This is a genomic window from Streptosporangium sp. NPDC048886 (genome assembly GCF_055586905.1).
Map to the genome: position 1 here is coordinate 1 of NZ_JBVJHH010000044.1, position 15,632 is coordinate 15,632.

Consider the following 15,632-nt stretch of genomic DNA (forward strand, 5'->3'; position numbering starts at 1 on the left):
CGCCGGACAATTTTTTGTGGAAAGGCCATCCCTTCGGGGGTGGCCTTTCCTGTTTTCCGGGGACTTTTACCCGAGACCGACACCCGGGCCTCCGCTTGGGCCTTTCTCCGGAAAGCCCGCCCGGCGGAGGAGACCGGGCGGGCCGGATCGGGAGGTCTCTCAGGCGGCGACGAGCGAGGAGTATGCCGAGGCGTCGCCGGACAGGGCCGTGCTCGGGCGGCCGTCCACTCCTACCGGGACGTCACCCGCGACGGTGACCCGGTGCAGGCGGCGGGGCCGGCCGTCGAAGTCGTGCACGACCCGGTGCTGGGTCGCCCGGTTGTCCCAGATCGCGACGTCGCCCGGGGACCACCGCCAGCGGACGGTGTTCTCGACCTGGGTGACCTGCTCCTGGATCAGGCGGATCACGGTGGCGGAGATGTCCGCGGGCAGGCCGACGACGCGTTTGGCGAAGTCGCCCAGCAGGATCGACCGCTCGCCCGTCTCCGGGTGGACACGGACGACGGGGTGCTCGGTCTCGAACACGGTGGAGGCGAAGACCTCGGCGTATCGGCGGGTCCGCTCGGGATCGGCGGAGGTGGCGATTCTGGCGTAGTCGAACTGGTTGGTGTGGACGGCGCGCAGGTTCTCGACCAGGCCGGCCAGCTCCCGCGGCAGGTTCTCGTAGGCGGCCACCGTGTTGGCCCACAGGGTGTCGCCGCCGGCCGGGGGGACGGTCACGGCGCGCAGCACCGAGGCCAGCGGCGGGCGGTCGACGAAGGTCACGTCGGTGTGCCAGCGGTCCACCTTCTGACCGTTGCCGTAGTCCAGGTCCAGGATGTGGGCGTTGTGGTGCAGCGCAGGCACGGTCGGGTGAGCCGTGGTCAGATCGCCGAGCAGGCCGGCGAAGGCCACCTGGCCCTGTTCGTCGAGGTGCTCCTGGCCGCGGAAGAAGATCACTTTGTGGCGGAGCAGTGCCGCGCGGATCTCTTCGACGGTCCCGGCGGGCAGGTCGCCACCGAGCCGGACGCCGCTCACCTCGGCGCCGATGCGACCGGCTACCGGGGTGATGACAGGGGATGACATGGGGGTCTTCCTTCCAGACGAAGATCTTCAGGGGGATCGAGGTCGGACGGAAGGACACAGCGCGCTGGCCACGCGGCAGAGGTCCACGTGGTGGCGTGTCGTGAGATACAGCCGGGAGGTCACACGTTCAACGTAGGTCTCCCCGTCGATAATTGTCAACTAATCAAGTAGGAAATACCTGTTTTATGGTCGGGCCCTGTACGGCCCGCACCCGTCTACGCGGGGGCGGGCCGTACAGGGGTCAGGAGGTGGTGAGGTCGAGGTCCTTGAGGCGGGGGTCGCCCTCGTCGGCGAGGTAGTGGTCGGCCCGGGTGGCGTCGTCGCCCTCGGCCGCCTTGAGGCCGCGGGCGACGAACGTGCCGGCGACGGCGACGATCAGGTTGACGCTCAGGGCGAGGGCGCCCGTGTAGATGGTCATCTTGGTGTCCAGGCCGAGCTTCTCCAGCGGGAACGCCGACCCGGCGAAGTGCAGCTTGCCGGTGACCGGGTTGCCGGTGTTGTAGAGCAGCAGCATCCCGGCGGTCATGCCCGCGACCCACCCGGCGATGAGGCCGCCGCGGTGGAACCAGCGGGTGTAGAGGCCGAGGGCCACGGCCGGGAGCGTCTGAAGGATGATGACGCCGCCGATGAGCTGGAGGTCGATGGAGAAGCCGGTGTCCAGGAACAGGATGCACAGCACCGCGCCGACCTTGACGAGCAGCGAGGTGATCTTCGAGACCCGGGCCTCGTCGGCCTCGTCGGCGTCCGGCTTCAGATACTCCTTGTAGATGTTACGGGTGAACAGGTTCGCCGCGGCGATCGACATGATCGCGGCGGGGACCAGTGCGCCGATGCCGATCGCGGCATAGGCGACGCCGGTGAACCAGTCGGGGAACATCTTGTCGAAAAGCTGGGGCACGATCGTGTTGTTGTCGGTGCCGATGGGCTTGACCCCGGCCGCGATGGCCATGTATCCGAGCAGCGCGATCAGGCCGAGCAGCAGGCTGTAGGCCGGGAGCGCGGACATGTTCCGTTTGATCACGTCACGGTTCCTCGAGGCCAGCACGCCGGTGATGCTGTGCGGGTAGAGGAAGAGGGCCAGTGCCGAGCCCAGGGCCAGGGTGATGTACTGCAGCTGGTTGTTGGCGTTGAGCAGGATGCCGTCACCCGGTGCGGGCGTGGCGTCGAACTTGGCCTGGGCCGCGCTGAAGATCCCCGACCAGCCGCCTTCGATCTGGGCGGGGATCGCGAAGATCGCGACCAGGATCACGATGTAGATCAGCGTGTCCTTGACGAAGGCGATCAGTGCCGGGGCGCGCAGGCCCGACTGGTAGGTGTACGCGGCCAGGATGGCGAACGCGATGATGATCGGCAGATGGCCGGTCACCCCCATCGACTTCAGCACGGCCTCGATGCCGACGAGCTGGAGCGCGATGTAGGGCATCGTCGCGACGATGCCGGTGATCGCGATCAGCAGTGCCAGCGTGGGGGAGCCGAAGCGGGCCCGGACGAAGTCGGCGGGGGTCACGAAGCCGTGGACGTGCGAGACCGACCAGAGTCGCAGCAACACCAGGAACACGATCGGATAGACCACGATCGTGTAAGGCACGGCGAAGAAGCCCATCGCGCCCGCGCTCCAGAGCAGGGCGGGCACGGCCACGAAGGTGTAGGCGGTGTAGAGGTCGCCGCCGATGAGGAACCAGGTGATCCAGGCGCCGAAGTTCCGGCCGCCCAGTCCCCACTCGTCCAGGGTGGCCAGGTTGTCCGGGCGGCGCCAGCGCGCGGCCACGAAGCCCATGCCGCTGACGAGCAGGAACAGCACGGAGAAAATGATGATCTCAGTCAGGTGTTCGCTCACGGGGTCACCGCCTCCGCTTGGTCATCTGGTAGACGACCGTGGTGCACACGACGCCGACCGCGATGAAGGCGAACTGGAGCCAGTAGAACCGTGGGAAACCGAAGAGCCGGGGCTCGTCGAAGTTGAAGAGAAAAGGCAGCAAAGGTAGGATGATCGGTAGGATCAACAGCCAATTCCATGGACTGCGATCGCCCCGATCCTTGTCGGGAGTGGTCAACACGCTCTCCTCAAGTTGGAGAGGAGGCGGCTGGCCAGAGCCGCCCCCTTAGCTGACCGGCAGCGTAATTATGCGAGCGTTGCATTGCGGTCACCGATCGCCGAGCGGAGTGGTTGGCGCGACGAACGGTAGGTCAGCCCCCGACATGGAGGTCGTCCGCGATGTCGCGGGTGCCGTAGCCGTCAGGAGCGTCCACTTCGACGACCTGTTCGGGCCGGTCGTCGAATTCCAGACGCAACGCTCTTGACATCGTGGCATGCATTTCGTACAGGCACGTGATGTAGGTGAGCTCCAGGATCTGCTGGTCGGACAGGTGGGCCTTGAGCACCGCGAAGATCTCGTCATGCACCCGGCCGCCGTCGAGCACCAGACCGTCGGTGTAGGCCAGCACGGCCCGTTCGATCTCGTTGAAAAATGGGCTGACCTGCCAGTAGGCCACTGCCTGGACCTTCTCGTCCGGCACCCCGAGCGCCCGCATCTGCTTGCAGTGCTGGGAGAAGACGAACTGGCTCCCCCGTGCCCATCCGGCCCGCGACTGGCCCAGCTCGCGCAGTACGGGATCGAGCCCGGCCTCCCGATAGAGCTGAAAGCCCTTCACGCAGTGTTTGAGGATGGCGGGGTCCAGGGCGAAGACCGTCCACCAGTCGCCGGGGGAGCCGGTCGCGGTGCCGGGATCGGCCGCCGGGTCCCGGTCCGGGCCGAACAGGCGGTCGTAGAAGAACAGTGTCAGCGGATCGGTCACCTCGTCACGGGGTACCTGGCGCAGCCGCGGCATCACACGGTCCTGTCCGCCGCGGTCCTGGGCTCGTGGCGGACGTCGCCGGGCCGGCCGACCTCGCGGGTCCAGGCGGCGAACTCCACCAGGATCCCGTCGGGATCCTTGAAATAGATCGACCGGACGAACACCCCCTCCTGCATCACGGGCGCGATGCCGAACTCGCTGTCGTCGTGGTTGAGGAGCACTCCGACGTCGACGCCCTTGGCGATCAGCTTGTCGCGGTATTCCTCGATCTTGTCCGGAGCGACGTCGAGGGCGATGTGGTTCATCGAACCGACCGCCGACAGCAGTTCTCCGCGGTCGGGCAGGTTCTTCGGCGCCGAGACGCCGGGCACCGCCTCCGGGGCGTCGGGGAACCAGAAGAACGCCAGCGCGTTGCCGCCGCCGCAGTCGAAGAAGAAGTGCTGGCCCCAGCCCATCGGCAGCTCGATCGTCTTGATCAGTGGCATGCCCAGGACGCCGGAGTAGAAGTCGACCGTCCGCTTCATGTCCGAGCACACCAGCGCGAGATGGTTGACCCCGCGCAGCTCGAACTCGGTGTTGTCGCCCATGGCCCCTCACTTGTCGAAGTAATGAGTTACTTATCACCCGTGGGGGCACCCGAAACATGGCCGGAAGCGGCAATGCGGCAGCAGGGTCACGCGGAGGGGCCGGCGCCGGGAACGGCCTGCCTAGCCGCGCATCCCGAACAGGGACCGGGTCACCCTCGTACGGCGCACCAGCAGGTCGTAGGCGGCCACGGTCAGGGCGAGGGAGGCTACGACGATCACGGCGTATTTGACCGCCATCGGCGCCTGCCGGCCGACCACGCCGTAGGCGACTCCGACGACGATCGGCTGGTGCAGGATGTACAGCGGCAACGCGGCGACGGCCAGATAGCCGTACAGCCGTCGGCCCCGGCCCCGCGGCGAATCCGGTGCCGGTGCCGGTGCCGGCCGTCGGCGGTCGAGAAGTCCCGTGATCGCGACCAGCCAGCACCAGCCCGCCGCGCCGTACAGCGTGCGGACGCCGATGGCGAGCGCGGTCATGTCCGTGAAGGGGTCCCCGCCGGGAGTGTCGCCCACGGCCAGGAAGCCCACCATGCCGATCGGGAACAGGGTCAGGCCGAGCACGGCGGCCGGCACCGCGTCGCGGCGCACCGCCGCCCGGAGCCGTTCATCGGAGGCGAGCACGAATCCGTACAGGAAGAACAGCAGGTACGCCCATCGGCTCCACCCGGCGTACGCCTCCTCCAGGCCCAGCAGCGCGCTGACGGCCGCGACCGGGACGGCCGGCAGCAGCACCGCGCCGCGCCGCCGTGCCGCGGTGGCCAGCCGGTCGCGGATCCGGCGGCCGCGGTCACGGGGGAGCCGGCCGGCCAGCGGCGCCAGCAGGAGCGAGAACGCCAGCAGCAGCACCACGAACCACAGATGCCCGGTCTCGAAATACCTGCCCTGCACGACGAAGGGGAACTCGGCCGGCTCCAGGTGCACGTCGAAGAAGCGCGGCAGGAATCGCAGGTAGGACTCGTGGTATCCGGGGTCGGCCCGCAGCCGCAGCCACTGCGGCACCGGGATGATCGTGAGTGTCGCGAACACCAGCGGCACGCCGAGCCTCCGCAGCCGCTCGGCGGCGAACCCGGCGGGGCCGCGCCGGCGCAGCGAGTGCCAGGAGCCGAGACCGGCGATGAGGAAGAGCATCGGCATCGCCCACACCACGCCGAGACCGGCGACGACCGTGGTCGCCTCGGTGGTCTCGGCGTTCTTCACGTAGAAGTCGTCGCGCGTGTCGAACACCAGCGCCGAATGGAAGAACACCAGCCCGACCACCACCAGGGTGCGGATCGCGTCCAGTTCGGGCCGTCGCCCCGGCCGCGCCGCCTGGGGCCCTTCGATGCGCTCCGTCGTCATCCTGCCTCCGCCGCCTCCGCCGCCGCGCATGACAGGACCAGTCTCGGCCCGCCCGGCGCCGGGCGCCAGACCATCCGGCGGCCAGGAGACGGGATCCGCCGGCCGGAGCGCTCGGCCGTGGGACCAGGCCCCGCGGACGCGCGCCGGTCCGCGATCCTCTGCCGGCTCAGAGCTCAGAGCTCAGAGCTCAGAGCTCAGGGGGCCGGGGGCGGATGCCGGGGGCCAGGTGTGGGGTCAGGCGTCGGTGCGCAGGTCGTCAGTGGCCTCATGGTAGGCGTCGGTGGCGCGGGTGAAGTAGTCGAAGAGCACTTCGAGCTGTTCGGGGGAGTAGCCGCGGAGGATCTCACCGATCCTGTGCCGGGCCGGGGCCATGACCTCGTCCAGTTTGGCGGGCTTGGCGACCGGCTCGACGATCACTTTCCGGCGGTCGTCGGGTGAGGGGGCCCGGTGCACGTATCCGGCCTGTTCCAGCCGGTCGACCAGCCGGGTGGTCGGACCGGTCGTCAATCCCGTGCGCGTGCCCAGCTCGCCGGGCGTCATCGGTCCGGACAGCTCCAGGATGTTGAGCGCGTACAGGTCGGTGGCGCCCAGCTCGCAGGCCTTGGCGCTGGCGTGGCCGTGCAGCATGACCGCGCTCAGGTAGCGCCGGTAGACCGCGCCGGCGTCCGGTCGCATCGCAGGTGTTGACATCGGTTGACCCTCTCCCTAATCTCTTCCTTAGAGAAGATAAATCTCCAATGAAGAAGCTTCATTTAGGAAGCTATCATGGAAGGGTGGGGATCATGAACCACATCACCGACGTCGAGGCCGACACCGCCGCCATCCGCGCCCTGCTCGAGCGGACCCGCGACGCCTGGGACCGCGGCGACGGCGCCGCCTACGGCGCGGCCTTCGCTCCTGACGCCACCGACGTCACCTTCGTCGGCACCGTCTACCACGGCTCCGCCGAGATCGGCCGCGCCCACCAGGTGCTGTTCGACAGCTTCCTCAAGGACACCCGGCTGGCCATGGAGGTCGTCGACATCCGCTTCTACGGCGCCGACACCGCCGTCGTGGTCACCCGTGGCGACACCTACAAGGACAGGCCGAAGAAGCTGGGCAAGGTCCAGACCTACACGATCGTCCGCGGTGCCGACGGCGACTGGCGGATCGCCGCCATCCAGAAGACCAGGCGTCAGGGCCTGATGGAGGCCATCTCCTTCAAGTTCCAGCCCGCCACCAAGCCCTCGGCCCGCCACTGAACCCCATAAGTCCGGTCCCGCCGGTCCGGCCTCATCGGTCCGGCCTCATCGGTCCGGCGTCACCGGTCCGGCGTCACCAAACCGGTCCCACCAGTTCAGACCCACCGGTCCGGCCTCACCAGGCCGGAACCCATCAGTCCAGACCCGCCAGACGAAGGAAGTGTCCGCCATGGCGTCCATCGCCGTCATCGCCGCGACGGGCCGCACCGGCCGGATCATCGTCGAACAGGCCCTGGCCGCCGGGCACACGGTCACCGCCGTCGCCCGCCGGCCTGACGTGCTCGGCCTGAGCCACCCCCGTCTCACCTCGCGCGCCGCCGACGTGCTGCAGGCGGACGCCCTCCGCGCGGCGCTGGCCGGCCACGATGTCGTGATCTCCGCGCTCGGCGCCACCGGGCGCGGGCCCACCACCGTCTACTCCGCCGGCACCGCCGCGATCGTCTCGGCGATGCCCGCCACCGGACGGCTGATCGTGATCTCCTCGGCGGGTCTGGCCGTCCCGGCCGACGCCGGTCCGGGCACGCGTCTCCTGGGGCGCCTGCTGCACCGCGTCATGCGCCATCTGTACGCAGACATGGCCCGCATGGAACGGCTCCTGGCCGCGACCGACCTGAACTGGACCGCGGTGCGCCCCACCGGTCTGAACGACGGGCCGGCCGGCGGTCACCCGCGCGTCTCGATCGGCGCCACCGCAGGCGTCGGCCCCCGGACCTCCCGCGCCGATCTGGCCGCCTACATCCTCGACCAGATCGACAACAGCGCCACCTACCGCGTCCCCGTCGCCGTCTCCTCGTGACCACGGTAGGGCCGGGCCGGCGGGTCGCCCGTCATGCCCCCGCCGCCATCTTCCCGTGGCGGTGAAGGGGCCGGCCCGCCCTTATCGCCGGACCTGCCGTGCATGGCCATCTGCATGACGGCGCCGGTCAGCGCGCCGCACTGTCCGGGGTGGCGTATCTCGCGGCAAGGGCCGCGGCCACCGGCTCGACGCCGCGGCACTGTGTCACGCTGTCGCAAAGCGCGACACGAGAGGCTTTCCCATGGACCTCACTCAAAACCCGGCGGACTCACTTTCCGCCCCGCTGCTCGTCGTCATGGGCGTGACCGGTTCGGGCAAGACCACTGTGGGCGCCGCCCTCGCCCGGCGGCTGCGGGTGCCCTTCGCGGACGCCGACGACTTCCACAGCGAGGCCAACGTCGCCAAGATGTCGGCCGGCATCCCGCTCGACGACGACGACCGGCTGCCGTGGCTGCGGGCGGTCGGCTCCTGGCTCGCCGGGCACGCCGCGGGCGGTGGCGTGGTGAGCTGCTCGGCGCTCAGACGCGGCTACCGCGACGTCCTGCGGCACTCGGCGCCCGCGGTGGGCTTCGTCCATCTCGCCGGCGACATCGAGGTCGTACGCAGGCGGGTGGCCGGCCGGCCGGGGCACTTCATGCCGGCCTCACTGGTCGCCTCGCAGTTCGAGACCCTGGAGCCGCTGGAGCCGGACGAGGGCGGGATCGTCCTCGACCTCGGCAGGCCCGTCGAGGAGCTCGTGGAGGCATATCTCGCCGCGGTCCCGTCCTCCCAGGAGTGGTCACACACCGCGGTGCCGTCCTCCGGGAGGCGGTCGCGCGCCGCGGACCCCACCGGCCCGCAACCGGACGCCGAAACCCCGGAAAACCGAGGAGAGTGACATGAGCACCGCCCTGATCGCCCTCGCCGCCCCCGCCACGGCCTCCCCCGGCCGGCTGGTCCCCGCGGCGCTCGTCGGCATCGCGCTGATCGTCTTGCTGATCACCTATTTCCGGGTGCACCCCTTCCTGAGCCTGACCCTCGGGTCGCTGGCCGTGGGGGCCATCGCGGGGCTGTCGATGGCCGGCACCATCACCAGCTTCACCACCGGGTTCGGCAGCACGGCGGCCGGCGTCGGCACGCTCATCGCGCTCGGTGCGATGTTCGGCAAGCTGCTCGCCGACTCCGGCGGGGCCGACGAGATCGTCGACACGATCGTCGGCCGCTCCAGCCCCGGATCCCTGCCCTGGGCGATGGCCGTGGTGGGCGCGCTGATCGGTCTGCCGATGTTCTTCGAGATCGGCCTCGTCCTGCTGATGCCGGTCGTCTTCCTCGTCGCGCGCCGCTCCGGGCTGTCCCTGATCCGGGTGGGGATCCCCGCGCTGGCCGGCCTGTCGGTGATGCACGGGCTCGTGCCTCCCCACCCGGGACCGCTGGTCGCCATCGACGCGCTCAAGGCCGACCTGGGCGTCACCCTGGCCCTCGGCGTGCTGGTCGCCGTCCCGACGGTGGCCGTCGCCGGGCCGCTGTTCTCCAAGTACGCCGCCCGGTGGGTGGACGTCCCGGCGCCGGACCTCTACATCGCCAAGCCCGAGGCGGAGAACGCCCGGCGACCGTCGTTCCCCGCCACCCTGGTCACCGTGCTGCTACCGGTCGTGCTGATGATGGGCAAGGCCCTGGCCGCCATCTTCGCCCCCGAGGACAACGCCGCCCGCGCGGCGCTCGACTTCCTCGGCACCCCGCTGGTGGCCCTGCTGATCGCCGTCATCGTCGCGATGTTCACCCTGGGCGGCGGCGCCGCCATGGACAAGAAGTCGATCGCCAAGTCCCTGGAGCAGTCGCTGCCGCCGATCGCGGGCATCCTGCTGATCGTGGCCGCCGGCGGCGGTTTCAAGCAGACACTGATCGACACCGGCATCGGCGGGCTCATCGCCGGGTGGGTGGAGAACGGCGGGCTGTCGGTGCTGCTGCTGGCGTGGCTGGTGGCCGTGCTCATCCGGCTCGCCACGGGGTCGGCGACCGTCGCGACCGTCACGGCCTCCGGGATCCTGGCGCCGCTGGTGGCCAACCTCGGCACCGGGGAGACCTCGCTGCTCGTGCTGGCCATCGGGTCGGGCTCGCTGTTCTTCTCCCACGTCAACGACGCGGGCTTCTGGCTGGTCAAGGAGTATTTCGGTCTCACCGTGGGCCAGAACATCAAGACCTGGTCGGTGATGGAGACCATCATCTCGGTGACCGGCCTGGTGCTGGTCCTGCTGCTGGACCTGATCGTCTAGGCCGTGTTCGGAAGCGGCATCCGTTCAGGGCTGTGACCGGGAAGTTTCACCCGGTCACAGCCCGCGCGCCCTCACGAGCTGCCGACGCGGAGCGCTCCCTTCGGAACAGGGCGCGTCACGATGACAGACAGAGCGCGTCACGGGCCCTGAGGACCCACCGGCGCCGTCCGCCGTGCTCCGCCGAGTTCCCCGGGCGGAAGGTCTTCCGCGCTCATCCAGGCGGATCACGCGGTCGCCGGTGGGTGGGTCTCAGATGCCGTCGCGCAGGATGGGGCAGGTCATGCAGTGGGTGCCGCCCCGGCCCTTGCCCAGCTCGAAGCCCTCGATCTCGATGACCTCGACACCGTGCTGGCGGAGCTTGCGGTTGGTGAACTGGTTCTTGTGGTATCCGACGACGACGCCGGGCTCCAGGGCGAAGAAGTTGTTGCCGGAGTCCCACTGCTCACGGGCCTGCTGGCTGTCGTCCCCGCCGGTGGGGATGATGTTCAGTTTGGAGATGGCCAGCGCGTCCTCGACGGCGCCGACGAAGCTCCTCTCGGCGTGGACGTCCAGCGTCCGGGCCCTGTCGCCGGGGCGCAGCGAGTGGGTGGTGGCCGTCTCCAGGAAGGGCAGGTAGGCGGAGGCCTTGTCGACGTCGAGGAAGGTGAACACGGTGTCCAGGTGCATGTAGGAGCGGCGCTTGGGGACGTTCACCGCGATGACGCGCTCGGCCGCGCCGGCGGCGAAGGTCGCCAGGGCGATGTGCTCGATCATCTGCGGGGTGCTGCGCTCGCTGATGCCGATGACCACGGTCTTGTTGCCGATGGGCATCATGTCGCCGCCCTCCAGCGCGGCCTTGCCGTAGTCCTCCTCGTCGAAGTCGGCGTCGTCGCCGCTCGGCGGGTACCAGTAGGAGAAGTCCGCGCCGGTGAACATGGGGTGGTGGTGGTAGATCGTGCTCTGGTTCATGGTCTCCAGCAGCCGCGCGTGCCAGAACATCGGGTTGAGTGAGACGCCGCCGTACAGCCAGGCGGCGGGATCGCGCTGGTAGAGGGAGTTGGGCAGCGGCGGGAGCACGAACTGCTGCAGGCCGGCCGAGGCCGCGACCAGGGAGCGGGTGTCGAAGCCGCGGACGTCGAACTCCTCCTTGGTGAGGCCGCCGATCAGGTGGGCCGCCAGGTCCTTGCCGCTCCAGGTGGACAGCTCCTCGCGGACGGCGTCGACCAGGGCGGGGCCGACGGTCAGATGGGTGACGGCCTGTTCGACGGCCCGCCGCTTCACCTCGGGGGCCGCCTCCAGGGCCTGTGCCAGCAGTTCCTGGTGGAAGAACACCTCGACGCCGCGTTCGCGCATTACGGTGACGAACGCGTCGTGCTCCTTCTGCGCGTGCTCGACCCACAGGATGTCGTCGAAGAGCAGCCTGTCGTTGTTCGTCGGCGTCAGCCGTTTCAGGCTCATGTCGGGCCGGTGGACGATGACTTTGCGGAGTGCGCCGACCTCGGAGTGCACGCCGAAGGCTGGAGTGGTCATGTGATGTCTCCGTCCGTGATGCGGTGATGCTCCGTTCCATCGAGTCCATCGAGGAGGGGCGACACCTGGGGTCGATCGGCCGCTGCCCCGTGGGCCCTGGCGGATGGCCGTCAGCGCGATGGTGGTGATCCTCTCCGCCGGCCGAAGAACATATTGGCGTTTTCCCCTATATGTGAGCTTTGAACACCACCCCTCGCGCCGTCCCCGGCGCGAAACGGCCGCGCCGTCCCTGACAGGAAACGGGCCGCGAAAACATGACATGGGATGTCCTGTTTTCTTGCCAGCATCGTCGGCATGCACACCACACCGAAGTTGAAGGGGAAGGTCGCTCTGGTCGCCGGGGCGACGAGGGGGACGGGGCGGGCGATCGCGGTCGCGCTGGGCGGCGCCGGGGCCACGGTCTACTGCACCGGGCGGAGCACCCGGGAGCGGCGCTCGGAGATGAACCGCCCGGAGACCATCGAGGAGACCGCCGAGCTGGTGACGCGCGCGGGCGGGGAGGGGATTGCTATCCAGGTCGACCACCTGGACTCCGAGCGGGTGCGGGAGCTGGTGGAGCGGATCGACCGCGAGCAGGGGAGGCTCGACCTGCTCGTCAACGACATCTGGGGCGGCGAGACGCTGGCGGCGTGGGACACCCCGCTCTGGGAGCACCCGCTGGAGGACGGCCTGCGGCTGCTCCGGCTGGCGATCGACACCCACCTCATCACCAGCCACCACGCCCTGCCCCTGCTGATCAGGAACCCCGGCGGCCTGGTCGTCGAGGTGACCGACGGAACCACGGAGTACAACGCCGCGAACTACCGGGTCTCGTTCTTCTACGACCTGGCCAAGGTCTCGGTGAACCGCCTGGCGTTCTCCCAGGCTCACGAGCTCCGCCCGCACGGCTGCGCGGCGGTCTCGCTGACGCCCGGCTGGCTGCGCTCGGAGGTGATGCTCGAGCACTTCGGCGTCACCGAGGACAACTGGCGCGACGCCACCGCCCGGCAACCGCACTTCGTGATCTCGGAGTCGCCCGCCTACACCGGCCGCGCGGTCGTCGCGCTGGCGGCCGACGAGGACCGGGGCCGCTGGTCGGGGCAGTCTCTCTCCAGCGGGCAGCTGGCCCAGGTGTACGGCTTCACCGACGTCGACGGCAGCCGGCCGGACGCCTGGCGCTACCTCGTGGAGGTCCAGGACAGGGGCGGGCCCGCCGACGCGACCGGATACCGCTGACGGGCCGGGGCTGTCAGGCCGGGCCGTACAGGGCGTGCAGCTTCGCGGCGGCCCGGGCCAGGTCGGCGCGGAGCTCGGGCGGGTCGAGGACCTCGGCTTCCGGGCCGAACCGGAGGATCTGCGCGTAGGCGACCTCCAGCGACTCCACGGGCAGCGAGAGCGTGACCCAGCCCCGGCCGTCGGGCTCTCCGGCCGAGGCCAGCGCGTCGTCGAGGGCCGCGGGGTCGGCGACGTGGGGGAGTCCGCGGCAGCCGGCGGGGCTGAGCCGTAAGGTGACATGCATGGTCAGCAGGGAGTGGGCGAACTCGGCGGCGCGCTCACCCCAGAACGCGGCCAGGTCGAAGCCGCGGTCCCGCTCGAAGCGCCGGCCGGAGTGGATCTCGACCCCGGCGAAGCGGTCCACCCGGTAGATCGCCGACCGGGTCGCCAGATACCACACCCCGGCCTTGAGCACGAGCCCGTACGGCTCCAGCGTCCGCTCCGCCCCCCGGTAGAGGGCGGTGACCGGATGGTCGCCCCACACGGCCCTGGCCAGCGGGGCCAGGGCCTCCGGCGGCGGTCTCTCGCTCGCGAACCAGCCGGGGGCGTCGAGGTGGAAGCGCTGCGCGGCGGTCGCCGGCGCGTCGCGCAGGCCGGGTGAGAGCGCGGCCGAAGCCTTCAGCCGGGCCGTGGCCGCCACCTCGCTCAGACCCATCTCCCGCAGGGCCTCCGGCACGCCGGACAGGAAGAGCGCCTCGGCCTCCGCGCGGTCCAGCCCCGTCAGGCGGGTGCGGTATCCGTCCAGCAGCCGGTATCCCCCGCCCCGGCCGCGGTCGGCGTATACCGGCACCCCGGCCTCCGCCAGGGCCAGCACGTCCCTGTGGACGGTCCGCTCGGAGACCTCCAGCTCCCGCGAGAGCTCCGCGGCGGTCATGCCTCCCCGGGCCTGCAGCAGCAGCACCAACGACATCAACCTGGCGGCGCGCACCCCCCGACCCTAACCCGCCCGCCCCCGGAGCCGGACGCCCCGGCCCGGCCCCGGGGCCGCCCTCGGCCGGGCCCCGTCGGCCGGGCCCGCTCATCCGGGGACGAGGGGGAGCACGACCGCCGAGGGGCGGGCCGGGTCGTGGAAGACCTCGTGGTCGGCCGCGACCATCGCGCGGCCGGTGCCGAGCGGCTCCCCGGTGCCGAGGTTGCGGGCGATGCGGGGGTAGGCGCCGCCGGCCACGTGCAGGCGGATCCGGTGGCCGCGCCGGAAGCGGTGGCCGATCGGCCACAGGTCCACCTGGACGCGGCGGACCCCGTCGGGGCCGGCCGGGGGAGCGCCGGGCGACAGGCGGCGCACGCCCTCGCACACGTTGTAGGACGCGCCGTCCGGGTGCACGTCGCAGACCCGCACGACCAGGTCGGCGTGCTCGCCGCTGGAGCGGACGTACAGGTCGGCGGAGACCGGCCCGATCATGTCCGTGTCCTCGCGGAGCTCGGGGCCGGTGTAGACCAGCACGTCGCGCCGGGCCTCCAGACGGCGGTTGTCGCGCGGCTCGGAGTTGCCCAGCAGGACGGGGCCGCCCAGCGCGGGGGTCGGGTGCGCGGGGTCGTAGCGGTAGCGGTCGGGCCCGCAGTCCTGGGGGTTGTCCGGCGAGAGGGCGGAGCCCGGCTGCAGGTGCCAGCGCTGCTCCCGCATGCCCGGCACCGGCCAGTCGGGATAGTCGCGCCACTCGTCGGCGCCGGTGACGTACAGCCTGACCGGCTGCTCCCGCAGCCCCGACGGGTCGCCCAGCAGATGCGCCCTGAACCAGGCCAGCGCGTCGGCGTTGGCCACCCGGCCGTGCCGGACGTCGGCGTGGTACCACGGGCCGATGGTCAGGTACGGCCGCCGCCCGGCGGCCCGCATGGCCGTGTAGTCCTTGACCTGCCACGGCAGGAACACGTCGTACCAGCCGCCGACCATGGTGACCGCCGCCTCCACCCGGCCCACCGCGGCCGAGAAGTCGCGCCTGCCCCAGTAAGGGGCCGGGTCGGCGTGGTGGGTCAGCAGGTCCTGGAAGAACGGCAGGCCCCTGCCGGCCGACAGGACGTCCAGCTCCCCGAGCGGGCGTCCCGACAGCGCCGCGCGGCGGGTCCTGCGGGGGGCCAGCAGCGCGCCCGCCCCGCCGAACCGGGTCTCCAGCGAGGCGGTCAGCGTGGTCCAGATCAGCGAGGACTCCAGGGCGAACGCCCCGCCCACGTAGGCGGCGTCGCGGAACTGGGAGGCGGTGACCGAGGTGGCCATGGCCCTCAGGTCGGGACCGGCGAACGGGGCGATCGCCCACTGGGTGTAGCCCAGGTAGGAGGGGCCGTGCATCGCCAGGCTCCCGCCGTACCAGGGCTGCCCGCGCAGCCAGGCCAGCGTGGCCAGCCCGTCCTCGTGCTCGTCGCCGAGCGGGTCGAGCAGGCCGCCGGAGCCGAAGCCGCCCCGGCAGCTCTGCAGGACGACCTGGAAACCCCGCCGGGCGAACGCCCGGCCGAAGGCCAGCCCGAACACGCCGCGCCTGCCGTACGGCGAGCGGACCAGGACCGTGGGCGGCCGCACGGCGCCGACCGGCACGTGGCGGTCGGCCAGCAGCGTGACCCCGTCGCTCATCGGCACCGGCAGGTCACGCTGGACAAGAACGCGATACGGGGGCATCCATCACTCGTAACAGATCACGCCCCGGGTGGGCCAGAGGCGGCCGGTGTGAGCCCGGTCATGCGGTCCCCGCCCGGCGGGCCGCGCCGTCCGGCGGGGACGTCCGGGCCGGTCACGGCGCCGGGCCGCGAATCGCCGTCCTGCCGGTCACGTTGCATGATCACGGTTTCCGCCGGTACTGTGGGC

At 70.8% G+C, this 15,632-nt stretch carries 16 protein-coding genes; 5 read left to right on the forward strand and 11 right to left on the reverse strand.

Annotated features, from left to right (window positions below; translation table 11 throughout):
• Window positions 1-159 precede the first annotated feature (159 nt).
• The 8 genes from ACZ6R6_RS39170 to ACZ6R6_RS39205 all read right to left on the reverse strand — a co-directional run bounded on the left by ACZ6R6_RS39170 (window position 160) and on the right by ACZ6R6_RS39205 (window position 6,476).
• A complete protein-coding gene (locus tag ACZ6R6_RS39170; RefSeq protein WP_470101996.1) occupies window positions 160-1,065 on the reverse strand; it encodes a TauD/TfdA dioxygenase family protein in 906 nt (301 codons plus the stop codon).
• Between the two features lie 27 nt (window positions 1,066-1,092).
• On the reverse strand, window positions 1,093-1,188 hold the full coding sequence (locus ACZ6R6_RS39175; RefSeq protein WP_470101997.1) for a putative leader peptide: 96 nt from the start codon (window positions 1,186-1,188) through the stop codon (window positions 1,093-1,095).
• A 118-nt stretch (window positions 1,189-1,306) separates the two neighbouring features.
• Window positions 1,307-2,902, reverse strand: coding sequence for a monocarboxylate uptake permease MctP (gene mctP, locus ACZ6R6_RS39180; protein ID WP_470101998.1), 1,596 nt, complete (start codon window positions 2,900-2,902; stop codon window positions 1,307-1,309).
• A 4-nt stretch (window positions 2,903-2,906) separates the two neighbouring features.
• Window positions 2,907-3,122 (reverse strand): DUF3311 domain-containing protein, encoded by a 216-nt coding sequence (locus ACZ6R6_RS39185; RefSeq protein ID WP_470101999.1) that lies wholly within the window; start codon window positions 3,120-3,122, stop codon window positions 2,907-2,909.
• Between the two features lie 130 nt (window positions 3,123-3,252).
• Complete coding sequence (locus ACZ6R6_RS39190) at window positions 3,253-3,894, reverse strand: carboxymuconolactone decarboxylase family protein (RefSeq protein WP_451933917.1); 642 nt, start codon at window positions 3,892-3,894, stop codon at window positions 3,253-3,255.
• Complete coding sequence (locus ACZ6R6_RS39195) at window positions 3,894-4,448, reverse strand: VOC family protein (RefSeq protein WP_470102000.1); 555 nt, start codon at window positions 4,446-4,448, stop codon at window positions 3,894-3,896. The genes ACZ6R6_RS39190 and ACZ6R6_RS39195 overlap by 1 nt, the downstream gene beginning before the upstream one ends.
• A gap of 120 nt (window positions 4,449-4,568) precedes the next feature.
• On the reverse strand, window positions 4,569-5,786 hold the full coding sequence (locus tag ACZ6R6_RS39200) for an acyltransferase family protein (protein WP_470102001.1): 1,218 nt from the start codon (window positions 5,784-5,786) through the stop codon (window positions 4,569-4,571).
• Window positions 5,787-6,020: 234 nt separating this feature from the next.
• Window positions 6,021-6,476 carry a MarR family winged helix-turn-helix transcriptional regulator gene (locus ACZ6R6_RS39205; RefSeq protein WP_470102002.1) on the reverse strand — a complete coding sequence of 152 codons (456 nt, stop codon included), beginning with the start codon at window positions 6,474-6,476 and terminating at the stop codon, window positions 6,021-6,023.
• Between the two features lie 92 nt (window positions 6,477-6,568).
• Between ACZ6R6_RS39205 and ACZ6R6_RS39210 the strand changes: the two genes are divergently transcribed.
• The 4 genes from ACZ6R6_RS39210 (at window position 6,569) to ACZ6R6_RS39225 (ending at window position 10,075) form a co-directional block, all read left to right on the forward strand.
• Window positions 6,569-7,027: an SgcJ/EcaC family oxidoreductase gene (locus ACZ6R6_RS39210; protein WP_470102003.1), complete on the forward strand. Its 459-nt coding sequence runs from the start codon at window positions 6,569-6,571 to the stop codon at window positions 7,025-7,027.
• Between the two features lie 169 nt (window positions 7,028-7,196).
• Complete coding sequence (locus ACZ6R6_RS39215) at window positions 7,197-7,823, forward strand: NAD(P)-dependent oxidoreductase (protein WP_470102004.1); 627 nt, start codon at window positions 7,197-7,199, stop codon at window positions 7,821-7,823.
• A 241-nt stretch (window positions 7,824-8,064) separates the two neighbouring features.
• Window positions 8,065-8,700 carry a gluconokinase gene (locus ACZ6R6_RS39220; protein ID WP_470102005.1) on the forward strand — a complete coding sequence of 212 codons (636 nt, stop codon included), beginning with the start codon at window positions 8,065-8,067 and terminating at the stop codon, window positions 8,698-8,700.
• Window position 8,701: 1 nt separating this feature from the next.
• Window positions 8,702-10,075, forward strand: coding sequence for a GntP family permease (locus tag ACZ6R6_RS39225; protein ID WP_470102006.1), 1,374 nt, complete (start codon window positions 8,702-8,704; stop codon window positions 10,073-10,075).
• 249 nt (window positions 10,076-10,324) lie between these two features.
• Here ACZ6R6_RS39225 and ACZ6R6_RS39230 read toward each other — a convergent pair whose 3' ends face one another.
• A complete protein-coding gene (locus tag ACZ6R6_RS39230; RefSeq protein ID WP_470102007.1) occupies window positions 10,325-11,584 on the reverse strand; it encodes an arginine deiminase in 1,260 nt (419 codons plus the stop codon).
• Window positions 11,585-11,878: 294 nt separating this feature from the next.
• On the opposite strand from ACZ6R6_RS39230, the gene ACZ6R6_RS39235 reads away from it, so the two are divergent.
• Window positions 11,879-12,799 (forward strand): SDR family oxidoreductase, encoded by a 921-nt coding sequence (locus ACZ6R6_RS39235; protein ID WP_470102008.1) that lies wholly within the window; start codon window positions 11,879-11,881, stop codon window positions 12,797-12,799.
• A gap of 13 nt (window positions 12,800-12,812) precedes the next feature.
• Here the strand turns inward: ACZ6R6_RS39235 and ACZ6R6_RS39240 are convergent, their stop codons facing one another.
• Window positions 12,813-13,766 (reverse strand): helix-turn-helix transcriptional regulator, encoded by a 954-nt coding sequence (locus ACZ6R6_RS39240; protein ID WP_470102009.1) that lies wholly within the window; start codon window positions 13,764-13,766, stop codon window positions 12,813-12,815.
• 90 nt (window positions 13,767-13,856) lie between these two features.
• The gene (locus tag ACZ6R6_RS39245; RefSeq protein ID WP_470102010.1) at window positions 13,857-15,446 is read right to left on the reverse strand and encodes a CocE/NonD family hydrolase; all 1,590 of its coding nucleotides are present in this window, start codon (window positions 15,444-15,446) and stop codon (window positions 13,857-13,859) included.
• Window positions 15,447-15,632 lie beyond the last annotated feature (186 nt).